Source organism: Flavobacterium sp. PLA-DH12 (assembly GCF_059511845.1).
Genome location: NZ_JCAMPD010000002.1, coordinates 76,865 through 93,208, shown reverse-complemented (window position 1 = coordinate 93,208; position 16,344 = coordinate 76,865). Strand labels below are relative to the sequence as shown.

At 34.0% G+C, this 16,344-nt stretch carries 20 protein-coding genes; 13 read left to right on the top strand and 7 right to left on the bottom strand.

Annotation, left to right across the window (positions count from 1 at the left end; translation table 11 throughout):
• Position 1 precedes the first annotated feature (1 nt).
• Together pheS and AC5ZCW_RS03645 are read left to right on the top strand one after the other, a co-directional pair.
• The gene (pheS, locus tag AC5ZCW_RS03650; protein ID WP_281634177.1) at positions 2 to 1,021 is read left to right on the top strand and encodes a phenylalanine--tRNA ligase subunit alpha; all 1,020 of its coding nucleotides are present in this window, start codon (positions 2 to 4) and stop codon (positions 1,019 to 1,021) included.
• A 91-nt stretch (positions 1,022 to 1,112) separates the two neighbouring features.
• The gene (locus AC5ZCW_RS03645) at positions 1,113 to 1,520 is read left to right on the top strand and encodes a hypothetical protein (RefSeq protein ID WP_012022855.1); all 408 of its coding nucleotides are present in this window, start codon (positions 1,113 to 1,115) and stop codon (positions 1,518 to 1,520) included.
• 144 nt (positions 1,521 to 1,664) lie between these two features.
• Here AC5ZCW_RS03645 and AC5ZCW_RS03640 read toward each other — a convergent pair whose 3' ends face one another.
• From AC5ZCW_RS03640 to AC5ZCW_RS03630, 3 genes are all read right to left on the bottom strand, one after another.
• Positions 1,665 to 2,660 carry an NAD(P)H-dependent glycerol-3-phosphate dehydrogenase gene (locus AC5ZCW_RS03640; RefSeq protein ID WP_281634176.1) on the bottom strand — a complete coding sequence of 332 codons (996 nt, stop codon included), beginning with the start codon at positions 2,658 to 2,660 and terminating at the stop codon, positions 1,665 to 1,667.
• 354 nt (positions 2,661 to 3,014) lie between these two features.
• Positions 3,015 to 4,172 (bottom strand): iron-containing alcohol dehydrogenase, encoded by a 1,158-nt coding sequence (locus AC5ZCW_RS03635; protein WP_496117994.1) that lies wholly within the window; start codon positions 4,170 to 4,172, stop codon positions 3,015 to 3,017.
• Between the two features lie 178 nt (positions 4,173 to 4,350).
• Positions 4,351 to 5,112, bottom strand: a complete 762-nt coding sequence (locus AC5ZCW_RS03630; RefSeq protein ID WP_343541008.1) for a type 1 glutamine amidotransferase domain-containing protein — start codon at positions 5,110 to 5,112, stop codon at positions 4,351 to 4,353.
• Positions 5,113 to 5,198: 86 nt separating this feature from the next.
• On the opposite strand from AC5ZCW_RS03630, the gene AC5ZCW_RS03625 reads away from it, so the two are divergent.
• From AC5ZCW_RS03625 to AC5ZCW_RS03575, 11 genes are all read left to right on the top strand, one after another.
• Positions 5,199 to 6,104, top strand: a complete 906-nt coding sequence (locus AC5ZCW_RS03625; protein ID WP_496117992.1) for a LysR family transcriptional regulator — start codon at positions 5,199 to 5,201, stop codon at positions 6,102 to 6,104.
• A 67-nt stretch (positions 6,105 to 6,171) separates the two neighbouring features.
• A complete protein-coding gene (locus tag AC5ZCW_RS03620) occupies positions 6,172 to 6,528 on the top strand; it encodes a PKD domain-containing protein (RefSeq protein ID WP_496117990.1) in 357 nt (118 codons plus the stop codon).
• A 107-nt stretch (positions 6,529 to 6,635) separates the two neighbouring features.
• Complete coding sequence (locus AC5ZCW_RS03615) at positions 6,636 to 7,328, top strand: NUDIX hydrolase (RefSeq protein ID WP_177211730.1); 693 nt, start codon at positions 6,636 to 6,638, stop codon at positions 7,326 to 7,328.
• Between the two features lie 74 nt (positions 7,329 to 7,402).
• Positions 7,403 to 8,236, top strand: coding sequence for a ribose-phosphate diphosphokinase (gene prs, locus AC5ZCW_RS03610; RefSeq protein ID WP_496117987.1), 834 nt, complete (start codon positions 7,403 to 7,405; stop codon positions 8,234 to 8,236).
• A gap of 137 nt (positions 8,237 to 8,373) precedes the next feature.
• Positions 8,374 to 8,904: a riboflavin biosynthesis intermediates N-glycosidase gene (ybiA, locus tag AC5ZCW_RS03605; protein WP_496117985.1), complete on the top strand. Its 531-nt coding sequence runs from the start codon at positions 8,374 to 8,376 to the stop codon at positions 8,902 to 8,904.
• A 94-nt stretch (positions 8,905 to 8,998) separates the two neighbouring features.
• Positions 8,999 to 9,469, top strand: coding sequence for a macro domain-containing protein (locus AC5ZCW_RS03600; RefSeq protein ID WP_496117983.1), 471 nt, complete (start codon positions 8,999 to 9,001; stop codon positions 9,467 to 9,469).
• Between the two features lie 14 nt (positions 9,470 to 9,483).
• On the top strand, positions 9,484 to 10,032 hold the full coding sequence (locus tag AC5ZCW_RS03595) for an RNA 2'-phosphotransferase (RefSeq protein WP_343541018.1): 549 nt from the start codon (positions 9,484 to 9,486) through the stop codon (positions 10,030 to 10,032).
• 19 nt (positions 10,033 to 10,051) lie between these two features.
• Entirely contained in the window at positions 10,052 to 10,891 is an 840-nt protein-coding gene (locus AC5ZCW_RS03590; RefSeq protein WP_496117981.1) for an ADP-ribosylglycohydrolase family protein, read from the top strand.
• Positions 10,892 to 10,893: 2 nt separating this feature from the next.
• Entirely contained in the window at positions 10,894 to 11,625 is a 732-nt protein-coding gene (locus AC5ZCW_RS03585; protein WP_496117979.1) for a metallophosphoesterase family protein, read from the top strand.
• Between the two features lie 2 nt (positions 11,626 to 11,627).
• On the top strand, positions 11,628 to 12,089 hold the full coding sequence (locus tag AC5ZCW_RS03580; protein WP_496117977.1) for a nucleoside 2-deoxyribosyltransferase domain-containing protein: 462 nt from the start codon (positions 11,628 to 11,630) through the stop codon (positions 12,087 to 12,089).
• Positions 12,086 to 13,555, top strand: coding sequence for a nicotinate phosphoribosyltransferase (locus AC5ZCW_RS03575; protein WP_496117975.1), 1,470 nt, complete (start codon positions 12,086 to 12,088; stop codon positions 13,553 to 13,555). Before AC5ZCW_RS03580 ends, AC5ZCW_RS03575 begins: the two co-directional genes overlap by 4 nt.
• A 108-nt stretch (positions 13,556 to 13,663) precedes the next feature.
• On the opposite strand, the gene nadD is transcribed toward AC5ZCW_RS03575, so the two are convergent.
• From nadD to AC5ZCW_RS03555, 4 genes are all read right to left on the bottom strand, one after another.
• Positions 13,664 to 14,245 carry a nicotinate (nicotinamide) nucleotide adenylyltransferase gene (gene nadD / locus AC5ZCW_RS03570; RefSeq protein WP_111425237.1) on the bottom strand — a complete coding sequence of 194 codons (582 nt, stop codon included), beginning with the start codon at positions 14,243 to 14,245 and terminating at the stop codon, positions 13,664 to 13,666.
• Between the two features lie 108 nt (positions 14,246 to 14,353).
• A complete protein-coding gene (gene gmk, locus AC5ZCW_RS03565; RefSeq protein ID WP_274254654.1) occupies positions 14,354 to 14,926 on the bottom strand; it encodes a guanylate kinase in 573 nt (190 codons plus the stop codon).
• A gap of 96 nt (positions 14,927 to 15,022) precedes the next feature.
• Positions 15,023 to 15,883, bottom strand: coding sequence for a YicC/YloC family endoribonuclease (locus AC5ZCW_RS03560; RefSeq protein ID WP_111425235.1), 861 nt, complete (start codon positions 15,881 to 15,883; stop codon positions 15,023 to 15,025).
• Between the two features lie 95 nt (positions 15,884 to 15,978).
• Positions 15,979 to 16,326 carry an arsenate reductase family protein gene (locus tag AC5ZCW_RS03555; protein WP_281634164.1) on the bottom strand — a complete coding sequence of 116 codons (348 nt, stop codon included), beginning with the start codon at positions 16,324 to 16,326 and terminating at the stop codon, positions 15,979 to 15,981.
• Positions 16,327 to 16,344: the final 18 nt, after the last annotated feature.

Sequence of the window (16,344 nt, the reverse complement as noted above, 5' to 3'; positions counted from 1 at the left end):
AATGATAGATAAGATAAAACAGCACATAGAGGAAGCTAAAGCCTTTAATGAGAAAAATAAAGAATCGTTAGAACAATTCCGTATTAAATATTTAGGAAGTAAAGGTTTGCTGAAAGAACTTTTTACTGAATTTAAAAATATTCCAAACGACCAGAAAAAAGATTTTGGACAAGTAATCAATACTTTAAAAGCAGTTGCTGAAGAAAAAGTTAGAGTTATTCAGGAAGAGCTTGAAAGCAAAGAAGAGTCTAAAGGAGTTTTTGGTGATTTAACGCGTGCGGCAGAACCCGTAATTATTGGTTCACGCCACCCAATTTCTATTGTTAAAAATCAAATCATCGATATTTTTGCTAATATCGGATTTAACGTTTCTGAAGGACCAGAAATCGAAGATGATTGGCACAACTTTACCGCATTAAACTTGCCAGAATATCACCCAGCGCGCGATATGCAGGATACATTTTTCATTCAGACCAATCCTGATGTGTTGTTGCGTACGCATACATCATCTGTTCAGGTGCGTTATATGGAAAATCATAAACCGCCAATCCGTACGATTTCTCCAGGACGCGTTTTCCGTAACGAAGCTATTTCATCTCGTTCGCACTGTATTTTCCATCAAGTGGAAGGATTGTACATTGACAAAGATGTTTCTTTTGCTGATTTGAAACAAACGTTACTTTATTTCACAAAAGAAATGTTCGGAAAATCTAAGATTCGTCTTCGTCCGTCATATTTCCCATTTACAGAGCCAAGTGCTGAAATTGATATTTATTGGGGACTAAAAACAGAAACCGATTATCGTATCACAAAAGGAACGGGTTGGTTGGAAATTGGAGGTTGCGGAATGGTAGATCCTAACGTTTTGAAAAACTGTGATATCAATCCAGATGAATACAACGGATTTGCTTTCGGAATGGGAGTTGAGCGTATTGCGATGCTTTTATACCAAATTGGCGATATTCGTATGTTCTACGAAAATGATGTTCGTTTCTTAGAGCAGTTTAAAGCAAATATTTAATTTAAGTCATAAAGTTGTAAAGTCGAAAGTCAAAAGTCTCAGAGTGATGGCTTTTGACTTTCGACTTTCGACTTTAAAACTTTTGACTCATATGAAAAAAGATATAATAATTCCAGAAGTTGAAAACGTGTTTCTAGCAGCGGTGCAGGAATGGAGCGACGATTTTATGGAAAAAGTATGGTACGCTTATTTAGTGAATGATAGTGATTTTAACTTAGATAGCGTAATGGTAGTTTCAAAAGCATTTGGAACTATTGATGGAGAAATGAAAAAAACATCAATTCTGCGTCATGCTTTTGTTGAGGTTCCTTCGGTTTCTGTTGTGAAGATAGAATTGGTAGAAAAAAGCCTTTTAGCGCTTAATAACGAGTTTATGGTAACTTTCTTCATCGGAAATACTTTGTACGATAAGAAGTTTATTTTTAAGGCTAATTCGCTTGACGAAAACAAAACGGAAGAAGTGCCGATTTTGTTTGTTGAAGGGGTTATGGTGAAGTAGAGTTATAGAAGCAAGAAGCAAGAGAAAAGACTAGATTTAAATAGAATAAAAAAGAAAGAGCCAAGACTGAAAATTCAGTTTGGCTCTTTTTTTATCTCAAACAAAAGTCTTTACTCTTGCTTCTTGTCTCTTTTTACTAAAAATCTAATCCAAAGACTCAGTCAATTTCTTGAAAACCGTTTTGGCATCTTTTCCTTCGTATAAAACCGCATAAACCGCATCTATAATTGGTGTTTTTGCTCCGTAGCCTTGATTTAGTTTATAAGCACTTTTTGTTGCGTAGTAACCTTCGGCAACCATGCTCATTTCCATCATGGCACTTTTTACAGTATATCCTTTTCCAATCATGTTCCCGAACATTCTATTTCTAGAGAAAACGGAATATCCTGTCACCAATAAATCGCCTAAATAAGCCGAATCGTTAATGTTACGTTTCATTTTATGCACTTTTCTGATGAATTTCTTCATTTCGCGAATCGCATTACTCATTAAAACTGACTGAAAGTTGTCGCCATAACCTAAACCATGAGCAATTCCGGCAGCAATAGAGTAAATGTTTTTCAGCATCGCAGCATATTCAGTTCCGATAATATCGTCTGAAATTTTGGCTTTAATATAATTTCCAGAAAGTGATTTTGCTACCATTTTAGCTTTATCAGGATCACCACACGCAATTGTTAGGTAAGAAAGTCTTTCTAAAGCTACTTCTTCAGCGTGACAAGGACCTGTTATAACTCCAATATTATAATATGGAATATCATATTGAATGTGGAAATGTTCGCCAACAATTAAACTCGTTTCAGGAACAATTCCTTTAATAGCAGAAAAAATAATTTTATCGGCTAGAGAAACCGTCATATTTTTTAATTCGGCATCTAAGAAAGCTGACGGAATTGCAAAAATGATATAATCTGCATATTCTATTGCTTCGTTTATATTGCTTGTCAGTTTAAGTTTGTTGGTGTCAAATTCAACAGAACTTAAATAATTAGGATTGTGTTTATATTTCTGAAGATGTTCAATTGCAGATTCATTACGCATATACCACGCAATTTCTGAAAGATTCACACATAGCATTTTGGCAATTGCCGTTGCCCAACTTCCTCCTCCAATTACTGCAAACTTTAACTTTTCGCTCATTATTTTATTAATTTGAAACAAAAGTACTTAATAATGTGCTAATAAAGCAAAATCTGCTTTAAGAAATTTGGCAAACCTCTTTAATTGCAATGACTTTCAAGAAGTTTAAGACTAAAATATTTTTTTAAGTGCCGAACAATAAAAAGCATTTCGCGTGCGTTATAACAATTTATAAATTAGAATTTTAATGAATTTAAAAAAAATTGAGTTAGTTAGTTTTGTTTTAGTATTTTGAAAAGGCGTTCCTAAACTTGTTAAGAACGCCTTTTTTAATGAAATTCCAATAAAAAAAAATCCAAATTCCAATAAGTCTAAGATTGGAATTTGGATTTTTTAAAATTTGGAATTTATACTTTAGTAACTAAGCTCTACAATAGATCTTACCTTATCTAAAGTTATCAGTTGGTTTTCGCCAAGACCTTTCCAGCCTCTTTCGTCGAAACGATTTACGATAAAATCGGCTGTTTTAGAATAGTCATTTGTGTATTGCGAAAGTTTGGTATCCATTCCCATTATATGGAAAAATTCCACTGTTTTGTTGATGGCTTCTTTTGCTACTTCTTCGTCAGAACCTGTTAAGTTGAAAATTCTTCTTCCGTATTGCGCCAGTTTTGCTTTTTTAGTTTCAAACATCACTTTATACAAATTCGGACCAATAACAGCCAATGTTCTGGCGTGGTCTATTTCGTAAAGAGCTGTTAATTCGTGACCAATCATGTGTGTTGCCCAATCGCTTGGAACACCCTTTTGGATTAATCCGTTTAAAGCCATTGTACAGCTCCACATAAAATTAGAAGCCAATGTATAATCGGTTGGGTTTTTTACCACTCCAGGTCCAACTTCGATTAACGTTTGTAAAATTCCTTCGGCAATTCGATCCTGAAGAAAGGAATCTGTAGGATACGTTAAATATTGTTCCATAACGTGCGTGTAGGCATCTACAACTCCGTTTTCGATCTGTCTTTTTGGTAAAGAAGAAATTACAGTCGGATCACAGATAGAAAATTGTGGAAATAAAGCACTTCCGCCAGAAGATAATTTTTCTTGAGTAGCTTCAATTGTTACCACGTATCCAGAATTCATTTCGCTTCCCGTTGCTGGAAGCGTTAAAACGGTTCCAAAAGGCATTGCATTTTCTTTAATCAAAATACGTTTTTGTAAAATGTCAATCGGATTTCCTTCAAAATGAACAGCGCCCGAAATAAATTTCACACCGTCAATTACAGATCCTCCACCAACAGCCAAAATAAAGTCGATTTTTTCTGCTTTAATCACATCAACCGCTTTCATTAAAGTTTCAAATCTTGGGTTTGGTTCGATTCCGCCAAATTCCACGATTTCAAAACCTTTTAGATTCGCAATTACCTGATCGTAAATACCATTTTTAAATATACTTCCGCCACCATAAGCCAAAAGAATTTTTGCCCCTTTTGGTACTAAAGTCGAAAGTTTTTCAATTTGTCCTTTTCCGAAAACTAAGTTTGTCGGATTGTATAATTCAAAGTTTAGCATTTTTTTTTAGGTTCTAAGATGCTAAGGTTTTGAGGTTCTGAGTTTTTTTCTTTGAACTTATCCGCAACCTAGCAATTGTTATTTGTTTAATTTTTTAATAGTAATGAAATAAGAGATTAAGCTTTTAAGCAACTAAGAAAAACCTTAGAACCTTAGCATCTCAGTCTCTTAGCCCCTTTTATTTCAACTCTTGTAATAATTTTGCAGCTACCAATTTAGACGATGCAGGGTTTTGGCCTGTAATCAAAAGTCCATCAGCAACAGCGTAAGGTTGCCAATTTTCTCCTTTAGAAAAAATGGCTCCATTTGATGCTAAAGCATCTTCCAATAAAAACGGAACTACTTTAGTTAAACCAACCGCTTCTTCTTCGGCATTTGTAAATCCGGTAACTTTTTTACCTTTTACTAAATATTGGCCGTTTACTTTTACGTTTTTTAGAACTGCGGGAGCGTGACAAACAAAAGCTACCGGTTTATTGTGAGTATAAAAAGATTCGATTAATGCGATAGAGTTTCTATCTTCGACCAAGTCCCAAAGCGGGCCGTGACCTCCTGGATAAAAAACAGCATCGTAATCTTTTTGGTTTACTGTCGAAAGTTTTAAAGTATTTTTTAATTTTTCCTGTAAAACTTTATCGGCGTCAAAACGTTTTGTGTCTTCAGTTGCCGATGCTGGATCAGCACTTTTTGGATCAATTGGCGGCTGGCCTCCAAGCGGAGAAGCAATGGTAATATCAACTCCTTGATCTAATAATTCATAATATGGTGCAGCAAATTCTTCTGACCAGAATCCTGTTTTTTCTCCTGTGTTGCCCAGTTTATCATTGCTGGTTACAACAAATAATACTTTTTTCATCCCTTTTTTATTTGATTTTTGAGCTTCAGCAGATGTGCCTAAAGCTGTAAATGCAACTATTGCGAGTAATGCTATTTTCTTCATAAATATTAAATTTTGAACAAATTTACGTCGAAAGTGATATCAGTAAAAATAAAATAAACTATGTTTGTTATAAATAAAATTATATCATGGTAAATCTAGAATGGTACAGAACATTTAAAGCGGTTTATAAAAATGGTAATTTTTCGATCGCTGCAAAAGAGTTGTTTATGAGTCAGCCTGCCGTAAGTCAGCAGATTTCAATGCTTGAAGCGCACGTTGGAAATAAATTATTTAATCGGAAGTCAAAAGGGGTAGAGCCAACCGAATACGCTAAGTTACTGAATAATTTGATAATAGATGCGCTTGATCGTCTGGAAAGTGTCGAAACTGGCTTTCGCGCAAAGGCAGAAGATGCTACCCGGTTAATTTCTGTTGGAGTTTCAAAACATCTTTTCGACTGCATTGGAAATCTTTTAATTTCAAAGTTCGATTTAATCGATTTTACTTTTGCAGAAAACGATGAGCTTTTTGCTTTAGTAGATGCTAAAAAATTAGACTTTGCTATTACCACAAAAAGATTTGACACTTTTGATACTACTTACGAAATAGTAGGGAAGATTAAATTGATTCTAGTTGCTCCAACTTCTTTGGACATAACAGAATTCCGCCAGAAATTGAAAGCAGATAATTATAATGAAATAGAACAATGGCTTAATGCTCAAAAATGGTACAGCCACGACGCTCGCATTCCACATATAAAACTATTTTGGCTGCACGCTTTTAATAAAAAAAGACCGTCGATGGTTCCGAATTACATTATTCCATCAGAATCTGAAATGCTTAGGCTTTTAGCTAAAAATGAGGGAATTGCAGCAACTTGGAATTGTAATGCAAGACATTATATCAAAGAAAACAAACTGCAATTAGTTTGGAACAGTTTTCATGTTCCCGAAGAATTTGTGTATTTGTTGGCTCCAAAAAATAATAACATAAAATCAATTTTTGATATCATTGAGAAAGAACTGAAATTATTTTTCGGAAATAGATTATGATTTCCATCATTTGTTAGTATAGCTTAAAAGACTAATTTTGATATATAAACCACTAAAATTTTCGAAAATGAAAAAGATTGTATCTGTTTTGGTTGTAATTGCGGCTGTATTTATGAGCAATTCTTGTAGTAAACACGATGATGAGGTAATAGTTGATTGTTTATCTGAAGCAATTTTTGTTAAAATACACAATTCAACCGATGCTACTAATCCGAAATTAATGAACTACTCGGCAGAGTATACAGGAACAGGAACTTTGGTTTCTGTAAAATGGACATTTGGTGACGGATCTACAGGAACTGGCACTGCAGTAACACATACTTACGCAGCGGCTGGCACATATGAAGCCAAAGCTGAAGTTACAATTAAAAAAGATGGTGCAGAATGTACTTCTGTTCCCAAAAGAACTGTTACGGTTAACTAGGAAAAGTTAAAAGATATTGATGAGAGTCAATTTTATAATTTAAGCTTTTGTATTGAATTATAAAGTTGGCTCTCATTCGTTATATTTGTTTGATAGGATTGAGGATTATGGAAAAATTACAAAATATTAGAATTGCTGTAGATGCGATTGTTTTTGGATATAAAAATAATGGACTATACGCACTTTTGATTGAGCAGAAATTTGGCTCAGCAGATAAATATTGGGCATTGCCAGGAGGTTTAGTTCAGAATGATGAATCTTTGAGTGATGCTGTTATTCGCGAATTGCATGAAGAAACCAATGTGCAATTGACTTTTATGGAACAATTGTACACTTTTGGTGATGACATTCATAGAGATTCGAGAAACCGTGTGATTTCTGTTGCTTATTATGCTTTGGTAGACGCTTCAAACTTAGAGATTAAAGCCGATACAGACGCCGAACGGGTGCAATGGTTTAAAATAGATGAGATTCCGCCTTTGGCATTCGACCATAATTTGATTTTAGAAAAAGGTATTGAAAGGCTTAAAGCCAAATTGACATACGAACCAATTGGTTTCGATTTACTTCCCGAAGAATTCTTGTTCTCAGATCTTGAAAATCTTTACTGCACGATTTTAGAAAAAGAAATAGACCGCAGAAACTTCAGAAAAAAAATACTCAGCTATGGTATTTTAGAAGAAACAGAAAAATTTTCACCAATAAAAACGGGCCGTCCGGCAAAGCTTTTTAAGTTTAATAAATTGAAATATAATGAGTTAATCAATAAAGGCTTTCACTTCGAAATAAAGTTTGCGTAATTTTTACACAAAATAAATTGTTTATTTAAAATTTAATTCTACATTTGCGTATAATTAACGCAAACTGCAACACTATGATACTAAATCTCGACCCAAAATTCGCTCCATTTCAAAATCAGGAAGAAATCAAATTTCAAAGTTTTACATTTTCTGGTGGAGAACCACACATTAAAATTGCTCCAGATTTTGATGTCAATAGAAAAGTAACCATTACACATCGATTAAATTCATTCAACGATTTAGGCTTGTTATGCGTTACGGTTGATGCTTTGCGCAGAATGGATGTTAAAATCATAGATCTTTTTATTCCGTATTTTCCAGCTGCAAGACAAGATCGCGTTATGATTCCTGGCGAACCGTTATCTGTAAAAGTATATGCTGATATTATAAACGCAATGCAACTGAACAAAGTTTTTGTTTTTGATGCGCATTCTGAGGTTACTCCAGCTTTGTTGAATAATAGTACAGTGGTTCCGAACTATACTTTCATTAAAGAAGTGTTGAATAGAATTGGTCAAAACGTAAAATTGATTTCTCCAGATGGTGGCGCTTTAAAAAAGATCTACAAAGTTTCTGAGTTTTTAGGTGGAGTTGAAGTGGTAGAATGCAGTAAAAGTCGCGATGTAAAAACAGGAAGATTATCTGGTTTTAAAGTTTACGAGGATGATTTAAACGGAATGGATTGTTTAATCGTGGATGATATCTGCGATGGAGGAGGAACTTTCGTAGGATTAGCAGAAGAACTAAAAAAGAAAAATGCCGGAAAATTATACTTAGCCGTAAGTCACGGAATTTTTAATAAAGGTTTTGAAGTTTTAAACTGCTTCGACGGAATTTTTACCACAAATTCTTTTAAAGATTTTGAGGGAGAAAGTGTTCAAGTAATTGGATTGGATCAATTAATTTAAATGTTTCAAGTTTCAGGTTTCAAGTTCTCTATGTAACGTAAACCTGAAACGAAAAAAAATCTGCAAACCGTTTCAAGTTAAAAATGGTTTTCAGGTTCAGTGAAAAAGCTAAAACTTTAAACAAAAACACTAACAAAATGAAATACAATATAGACAATATAGCTCCAGAAAGTAAATTTTTATTTTTCTGGGGACATCAGCCAAGTAAAGACGGAACGGTTACTAAAACCTGTTTCAGCCAATGGTGGTTAAATTCTTTTGAAGTTAATGGTGTGACTTACAAAACAGCTGAACATTGGATGATGACAAAAAAGGCGGAATTATTTAATGATCAGGAAATTTTAGAAAAGATTATAAAATGTAATTCTCCCGCTGAAGCTAAAAAATTAGGCCGTAAAGTAAGAAACTATGATGATAGAATCTGGTTAGAAAACCGATTTGAAATCGTAAAAGAAGGGAACTTTCATAAGTTCAATCAAAATCTTGAATTGAAAAACTTTCTGTTAAGTACAAACGATAGAGTCATTGTAGAAGCAAGTCCTGTTGATCCAATTTGGGGAATCGGAATGGCAAGTGATCATACAGAGGCGCTAAATCCTGAGAAGTGGAAAGGATTGAATCTTTTAGGTTTTGCTTTGATGGAGGTTAGGGATGAATTAAAATCCTAAAGATGTTCCGCTAGGAACATTTGGTCGGTAGAAAAAAATATCGATTAATCGAATTTACGTTCCGTAGGAACGTTTGATTAAAATAAATATAAAAATGAAAGACATTCAATATATAAAAGGCGATGCTACATCTCCTGAAGGATCAGAAAATAAGATAATTGTTCACGTTTGCAATGATATTGGTGCATGGGGAAAAGGGTTTGTAATGGCAATTTCAAAAAAATGGAAAACACCAGAAAAGCAATATCGTGAATGGTTTAAATCTAAAAATGATTTTGAATTAGGAAAAGTGCAGTTTGTTCAGGTTGAAGAAGATTTATGGGTGGCAAATTTAGTTGGTCAGCATAAAATCAATAAAGATGAAAACGGAGGTGCTCCAATTCGATATAATGCTATCGAAGAAGGGTTAAAAACTGTTTCTGATTTCGCAAAAACAAAGAATGCATCGGTTCATATGCCTAGAATTGGATGCGGATTAGCTGGAGGGAAATGGGAAATGATTGAACCTATCATTCTTGAAAATCTTTCAAGCAATAATGTAGAGGTTGTAGTGTATGACTTCTAAAAAATATATTACTAATGAATGAAAATATAGCAAAGAGCGTCAGCAAATTTCTAAGTTTGGTGCTCAGACATTCGCCAGAAAAAATCGGATTAAAATTAGACGAAAACGGTTGGGCAGATGTCAAAGAATTAATAGAAAAATGTACTAAAAAAGGGAATCGTCTCGATGCCGAACTTTTAGATTACGTAGTAGAGAATAACGATAAAAAGCGTTTTGCTTATAACGAAGATAAAACTAGAATCCGTGCAAGTCAGGGACATTCGATTTCGGTTGAATTGAATTTAGCCGAAACAGAACCTCTAGAATATCTGTATCACGGAACTGTTGGAAAATTCATGGAAAGTATTCAGAAAGAAGGTTTGAAAAAAATGAGCCGTCAGCATGTACATCTTTCCAAAGACAAAGAAACCGCAACAAAAGTAGGAAGCAGAAGAGGAGTTCCACAAATTTTAACCGTTAGAAGCGGTGCTATGTACAGAGACGGATTTAAATTTTATTTGTCTGAAAACAATGTTTGGTTGACAGATGAAGTTCCATCAAAGTATATCGAATTTAAATCTTAAATAATCAAAAACAACAATTATGATTTTAGAAGCAGCAATAGGCGATGCATACGGTGCGGGTTTTGAGTTTAGAGATTTAGATTTTATTTCTAAAAACAACAATCTGACTCAGTATGATAAACACGGAATGTATACAGAGATTTATAAAAAATATACTGATGATACTCAAATGGCAATTGCGATTTCAGAATTGCTTTTAGAAGATGATAATTGGAACGAGATTAAAGTAGCAGATAAGTTTGTTGAGGTATTTCATAGAGATAAAAGACGCGGTTATTCAGACCGTGTATACAATGCTTTAGATGCCAGTAAAAATGGTTCCGATTTTATCAAAATAATCGATAATGGAAGCAGCGGAAATGGCTCTGCTATGAGAGCATATTCACTTGGACATTTAAAAGATATCAAACAAATATTGGAGTTCTGTGAGATTCAGGCAAAAACTTCGCATAATACAGTTGAAGGAATAAGCTGTGCTAAACGTATTGCGCTGGCAGTTCATTATTTTAAATATAATCTTGGTGATGGATCTACTTTGATGGATTTTTTGAACGAGACTTTAAAAGAGAATGAAAATTATCGAATTACTTCTCCAATTGATATGCATGGATATCCGACAACACAAGCGGTAATTAAAATGGTTTCTGAAGCTGTTTCTATGAAAGATTGCCTAAAAACAGGAATAAGTTACGGCGGAGATACCGATACAGTTGCAGCATTGTCTATGGCAATTTTAAGTCAGAAACAGAATTGTGAGAAGACATTACCTTTGTTTTTATATGAAGAGTTGGAAAATGATAAATTCGGAAAAGATTTTCTCATGAAACTGGATGTAGCTCTAAATAACAAGTTTAGTTAATCATGAAAAGAACCTTAGTTTTTGGAGACATTCATGGCGGATTAAAAGCTTTAATTCAGTTATTGGAAAGAATTAATTATTCAGAAAATGACCGATTTATTTTTCTGGGAGATTATGTTGATGGCTGGAGCGAATCTAAACAGTTAGTTGATTTTCTTATTGATTTATCTCAAAAGCAGGAATGTATTTTTATAAAAGGAAATCATGATGCCTGGTGTCAAGAATGGTTAGAAAATGATGTCATAAATGATATTTGGTTTTTGCACGGAGGAAAATCGACTATAGAAAGTTATGCTGATATTGAGCTTTCAGAAAAAGAAAAGCATCTCGAATTCTTCAATGGAATGAAAGATTACTTTGTAGACGAAAACAATAATTTGTTTATTCATGCTGGATTTTCATCTATGCATGGTCCAGAAAAAGAACATTACAAAACCAATTATTCATGGGATAGAACACTTTGGGAAATGGCTTTGACGATGGATAAAAGAATCCAAAAAGATTCACTTTCATATTCAAAACGATTATTGCTTTTTAATGAAATTTATATCGGCCATACGCCAACACTTCATTATGATGTCGAAATCCCGATGCAGGGATGTAATGTTTGGAATATTGATACTGGAGCAGGTTTTTATGGAAAATTAAGTTGTATAGATATTCAAACAAAAGTCTTTTGGCAGAGCGATGTCGTACAGACATTTTATCCAAATGAGAAGGGAAGAAATAAATAGTCATGAAGAAAATTTATAAAGCACCAGAAGTAATTCCCTTGCAAATTGATTTAAAAACCATTTTCTTAGCAGGTTCTATAGAGATGGATAAAGCGGTTGATTGGCAGAAAAAATGTGAAGAGTTACTGCAAGATCAATTTGTTGTTTTTAATCCAAGAAGAAATGAATGGGATAGCAGCTGGTCCCAAACCATAGAAAATGTTCATTTTAAGGAACAGGTAAATTGGGAACTTGAGGCACTTGAAAAAGCAGATATCATTATTATGTATTTTGCAGAAAATACAATGTCACCAATATCGTTGCTAGAGTTTGGACTTTATGCGCAATCGAATAAAATGAAAGTAGTTGTTGAAGAGAATTTCTGGCGAAAAGGCAATATTGATATTGTTTGCGAAAGATATTCGGTACAACAATTTAAAACATTAGATGAGTTGATTCAAAATTTATTAAATAAAAATATATGAACCCACTATTATTAACCGACGGTTACAAAGTTGACCACAGAAGACAATATCCAGACGGAACAACATTAGTATATTCTAACTGGACTCCTCGTAAATCTAGATTAGAAGAAGTTGATGAAGTCGTGTTCTTCGGATTACAGTATTTTATCAAAAAATATATTATTCATGACTTTGAAGAGTATTTTTTTAAAAAATCAAAAGAAGAAGTTGTAGCAAAGTACGCTCGCAGAATCAATAATTATTTAGGCGAAAACCAAGTTGGTACTAAACATATCGAAGATTTACATGATTTAGGTTACATACCGATGGTCTTTAAAGCTTTGCCAGAAGGAGCAAGCGTTCCTTTGAGAGTGCCAATGTTTACGATGTATAATACCATTCCAGAGTTTTTTTGGCTGACAAATTACTTCGAAACTTTACTATCTGCTGTAATCTGGCTTCCTTGCAACTCAGCAACAATTGCAAAAGAGTATAGAAAAGTTTTAGATAAATATGCAGATAAGACTTCATCTGTTCCGGAATTTGTAGATTGGCAAGCGCACGATTTCTCAATGAGAGGAATGGGTGGAATTGAAGCGGCTTTAACTTCTGCATCAGGACACTTATTGAGTTTTACAGGTTCTGATACTATTCCAGCGATTGATTTCTTAGAAGAATATTACAAAGCCAATTCAGATCAGGAATTGGTTGCGGGTTCAGTTGCCGCAACAGAACATTCTGTTATGTGTATGGGAACTACAGAAGGCGAGTATGAAACCTTCAAAAGATTAATTACAGAAGTTTATCCAAAAGGAATTGTTTCTATTGTTTCTGATACTTGGGATTTATGGAAGGTTTTAACGGATTATCTTCCAAGATTGAGAGAGGATATTGTATCAAGAGAAGGTAAAGTCGTAATTCGTCCTGATAGCGGTGATCCAGTTGATATCATTTGTGGAAATCCAAACGGAAAAACAGAACAGGAGAAAAAAGGAGTTATCGAATTGCTTTGGGATGTTTTTGGCGGAACTACAAATGCTAAAGGTTTCAAAGAATTGGTTCCGCAAATTGGAGCGATTTACGGAGACAGTATTACAGTAGCAAGAGCAACCCAGATCTGCGAAAGATTAAAAGAAAAAGGATTTGCTTCTACTAATGTGGTTTTAGGAATTGGATCTTTCACTTATCAATACAATACTAGAGATACTTTCGGATTTGCCATGAAAGCAACTTACGGAGAAGTAAACGGAGAGGGAAGAGCTATCTTCAAAGATCCGATTACTGATGACGGAACTAAAAAATCTGCTAAAGGATTGATGAAAATTGATTTAATAGACGGCAAGTATCATTTAACTGATAATGTTTCTTGGGAAGAAGAAAAACAAGGTGAATTGAAAGAGGTTTTTAGAGATGGAAAACTTTTAGTTGATCAATCGCTGAGTGAAATCAGAACGAGAGTAAAAAGCGAAGTAAATATAGAAGCTTAATTATAAAACGAAGCCTGAATTTTAAATTCAGGCTTTTTTTGTGATTTGAGTTTTTTACGTTCTGTTTGTCATTTCTCCCTTTGGTAGAAATGACAAGATTGTGTTTAATTACTTCTTATAAAAATTATTGTGATCAATATATTCCCAAACCTTTGGCGGCAATAAAGGCTGAATGTTTTTACCTTCTTTAATGCTGTTTCGAATAAAAGTCGAAGAAATCTCAACAATAGGCGCATCAATTACATGAATTTTTGGATGCGATTTTAATTCGACATTTTCGGGTTCGTCAGAAATACGCGGATACACATAAATATCATGATTTTCAAGAATTACTTCGTAGTTTCTCCATTTATGAAGCGTCTTCAAATTATCTTCTCCCATAATTAAAGAGAACTCATGAGTTGGATATTTTTCTTTAAGATGGGCAAGTGTAATTATGGTGTAACTAGGCTGAGGTAACTTAAACTCAATATCTGATGGTTTTATCTTTGTGTAATCTTCTGTTGCTAGATAAACCATTTGCAAACGCTGCTGATCGTCTAATAATGTCGATTTCTTTTTTAACGGATTATGAGGTGTAACAACCATCCAAATCTGATCTAAATCTGCAAACTCTGCCATATGATTGGCAATGATCAAATGACCAACATGAATGGGATTGTAAGTTCCGAAATATAAACCTATTTTCATTTTCTAGAGTTTCATAGGGAGTCGCTAAGATAGCATAAAGATTCGCAAAGTTTTATTTCAACTTGGCGAATCTTTGCGTTTTTCTTTGTGTATCTCTGCGGAATAAAATTATTTACTTATGAAGTCCTTAACCAATTGATGAGCTTCTTCCAAAGCTACAGGTAAATCATAATTTTTGATAATTACATCAAATTGGGGAGCAGTTGCCAATTCAACAGATGCTTTTGCGATACGCATATTGATTTTATCATCGCTTTCTGTAGAACGCTGCTTCAATCTGCGCTTTAGTTCGTCAACACTTGGTGGTTTTACGAAAACGGCTAAAGTTTGTTCTGGAAATTTATGTTTAATACGTAATCCTCCAGCGACATCAATATCAAAAATTACATTTTTGCCCATAGCCCAGATTCTTTCAATTTCTGATTTTAAAGTACCGTAGAAGTTATCTCGATACACTTCTTCCCATTCCAAGAAATCCTCTGCCTTAATGTGCTTTTTGAATTCTTCCAACGAAATGAAATAATAATCCTTTCCGTGTACTTCTTCTCCACGTGGTGCGCGTGATGCTGCCGAAATCGAAAATTCAAGATTTAAATCTTCTTGACCTAATAAATGTTTTACGATAGTTGTTTTTCCCGAGCCTGATGGTGCTGAAAAAACAATTAATTTTCCTTTGTTCATTATTGTTGTGCTTTAGGCTTTAAGCAATATGCTCTAAGCTTTTATGTTTTTGTGCTATTTTGTTGCCTATGGCTTATTGCTTAAAGCTTATAGCGTTTACAAAACATTCAAAACCTGTTCTTTAATTTTCTCTAATTCATCCTTCATCATCACGACCAATTTCTGCATTTGTGCATGATTTGATTTTGAACCCATAGTATTGATTTCACGGCCCATTTCTTGAGTGATAAAACCAAGTTTTCTTCCGTTAGCTTCGGTTCCATTTAGGGTTTCTATAAAGTAATCTAAGTGATTGCCTAAACGGACTTTTTCTTCGGTAATATCTAATTTCTCTAAATAATAGATTAATTCTTGTTCAAAGCGGTTTTCGTCAACATTAACCTGTAATTCTGAAATCGCAGTCTGGAGACGATCTTTAATGGCTTGAACACGTTCTGGATCAAGAGCCAATGTATCGTTCATGAATTGACGAATGTTTCCAATTCTTAAATTGAATTCTTTTTCAAGAGATTCTCCTTCGTCTTTACGGAAGTTTAAAATATTTTGAAGTGCTTCATCAATGATCACTTGAATCTGCTCCCAGTCATTCTCGTCAATTTCTTCGCGTTCTGTTTTTAATGTGTCAGGCATACGAACGGCCATTTTCATTAATTCAGTTTCATCGGCATCTGGATTTACCTCTTTTAACTGTGCGATATAATTTTTTACAACAGGTACGTTTACTTTAGTTGAAGTTTGTTCAGCAGTACTTTCTACATAGATTGCAAAATCAATTTTTCCTCTTTCCAGTTTAGTCGAAATAAGAGTACGTAATCCAAGTTCCATCTCGCGATAAACTGATGGCATTCTTACATTTAAATCTAAACCTTTAGAATTTAGAGATTTTACTTCAACGGTAATTTTCTTTGTAGGCAATTGCAAAGAAGCTTTGCCAAACCCTGTCATAGATTGTATCATATAATTGAGTATAAAGGCGCAAAGATAAATAAAAGTTTGCTGCTTTGCGTTGTAAATTGTGAATCAGTTTTGTAGATCAAAATTTACGGTTATTCTTACGATAGTGCGTTTATAACTTCGGCTACATTTTTTTGGCTGTTGCCAATGTAAATTTTTCCGTCAATAATAAAAACTGGACGACTTAAAAAAGTATAATGCTCCAAAATGTATTTTTTAAAATCGGCTTCCGTCAAAGATTGATCTTTTAGCCCCATGGATTTGTATAGCTGTGCTTTTCTGCTAAATAACGCTTCGTAGCTTCCAGCAAGTTTATGCATTTCTTCCAATTGTTCTTCGGTAATTGGATCTTGTCTGATGTCTTGAAAAACTAAATTGTTTTCAGGTAAGCTTTTGATAATTTTTCTGCAGGTATCGCAAGAAGCTAAGTAATATATTTTGTTCATTATTTTATGAATTTGTTA

Coding starts and splice junctions, on each gene's coding strand:
- pheS (WP_281634177.1), top strand. CDS start 2: ATGATAGATAAGATAAAACAGCACATAGAGGAAGCTAAAGCCTTTAAT.
- AC5ZCW_RS03645 (WP_012022855.1), top strand. CDS start 1,113: ATGAAAAAAGATATAATAATTCCAGAAGTTGAAAACGTGTTTCTAGCA.
- AC5ZCW_RS03640 (WP_281634176.1), bottom strand. CDS start 2,660: ATGAGCGAAAAGTTAAAGTTTGCAGTAATTGGAGGAGGAAGTTGGGCA.
- AC5ZCW_RS03635 (WP_496117994.1), bottom strand. CDS start 4,172: ATGCTAAACTTTGAATTATACAATCCGACAAACTTAGTTTTCGGAAAA.
- AC5ZCW_RS03630 (WP_343541008.1), bottom strand. CDS start 5,112: ATGAAGAAAATAGCATTACTCGCAATAGTTGCATTTACAGCTTTAGGC.
- AC5ZCW_RS03625 (WP_496117992.1), top strand. CDS start 5,199: ATGGTAAATCTAGAATGGTACAGAACATTTAAAGCGGTTTATAAAAAT.
- AC5ZCW_RS03620 (WP_496117990.1), top strand. CDS start 6,172: ATGAAAAAGATTGTATCTGTTTTGGTTGTAATTGCGGCTGTATTTATG.
- AC5ZCW_RS03615 (WP_177211730.1), top strand. CDS start 6,636: ATGGAAAAATTACAAAATATTAGAATTGCTGTAGATGCGATTGTTTTT.
- prs (WP_496117987.1), top strand. CDS start 7,403: ATGATACTAAATCTCGACCCAAAATTCGCTCCATTTCAAAATCAGGAA.
- ybiA (WP_496117985.1), top strand. CDS start 8,374: ATGAAATACAATATAGACAATATAGCTCCAGAAAGTAAATTTTTATTT.
- AC5ZCW_RS03600 (WP_496117983.1), top strand. CDS start 8,999: ATGAAAGACATTCAATATATAAAAGGCGATGCTACATCTCCTGAAGGA.
- AC5ZCW_RS03595 (WP_343541018.1), top strand. CDS start 9,484: ATGAATGAAAATATAGCAAAGAGCGTCAGCAAATTTCTAAGTTTGGTG.
- AC5ZCW_RS03590 (WP_496117981.1), top strand. CDS start 10,052: ATGATTTTAGAAGCAGCAATAGGCGATGCATACGGTGCGGGTTTTGAG.
- AC5ZCW_RS03585 (WP_496117979.1), top strand. CDS start 10,894: ATGAAAAGAACCTTAGTTTTTGGAGACATTCATGGCGGATTAAAAGCT.
- AC5ZCW_RS03580 (WP_496117977.1), top strand. CDS start 11,628: ATGAAGAAAATTTATAAAGCACCAGAAGTAATTCCCTTGCAAATTGAT.
- AC5ZCW_RS03575 (WP_496117975.1), top strand. CDS start 12,086: ATGAACCCACTATTATTAACCGACGGTTACAAAGTTGACCACAGAAGA.
- nadD (WP_111425237.1), bottom strand. CDS start 14,245: ATGAAAATAGGTTTATATTTCGGAACTTACAATCCCATTCATGTTGGT.
- gmk (WP_274254654.1), bottom strand. CDS start 14,926: ATGAACAAAGGAAAATTAATTGTTTTTTCAGCACCATCAGGCTCGGGA.
- AC5ZCW_RS03560 (WP_111425235.1), bottom strand. CDS start 15,883: ATGATACAATCTATGACAGGGTTTGGCAAAGCTTCTTTGCAATTGCCT.
- AC5ZCW_RS03555 (WP_281634164.1), bottom strand. CDS start 16,326: ATGAACAAAATATATTACTTAGCTTCTTGCGATACCTGCAGAAAAATT.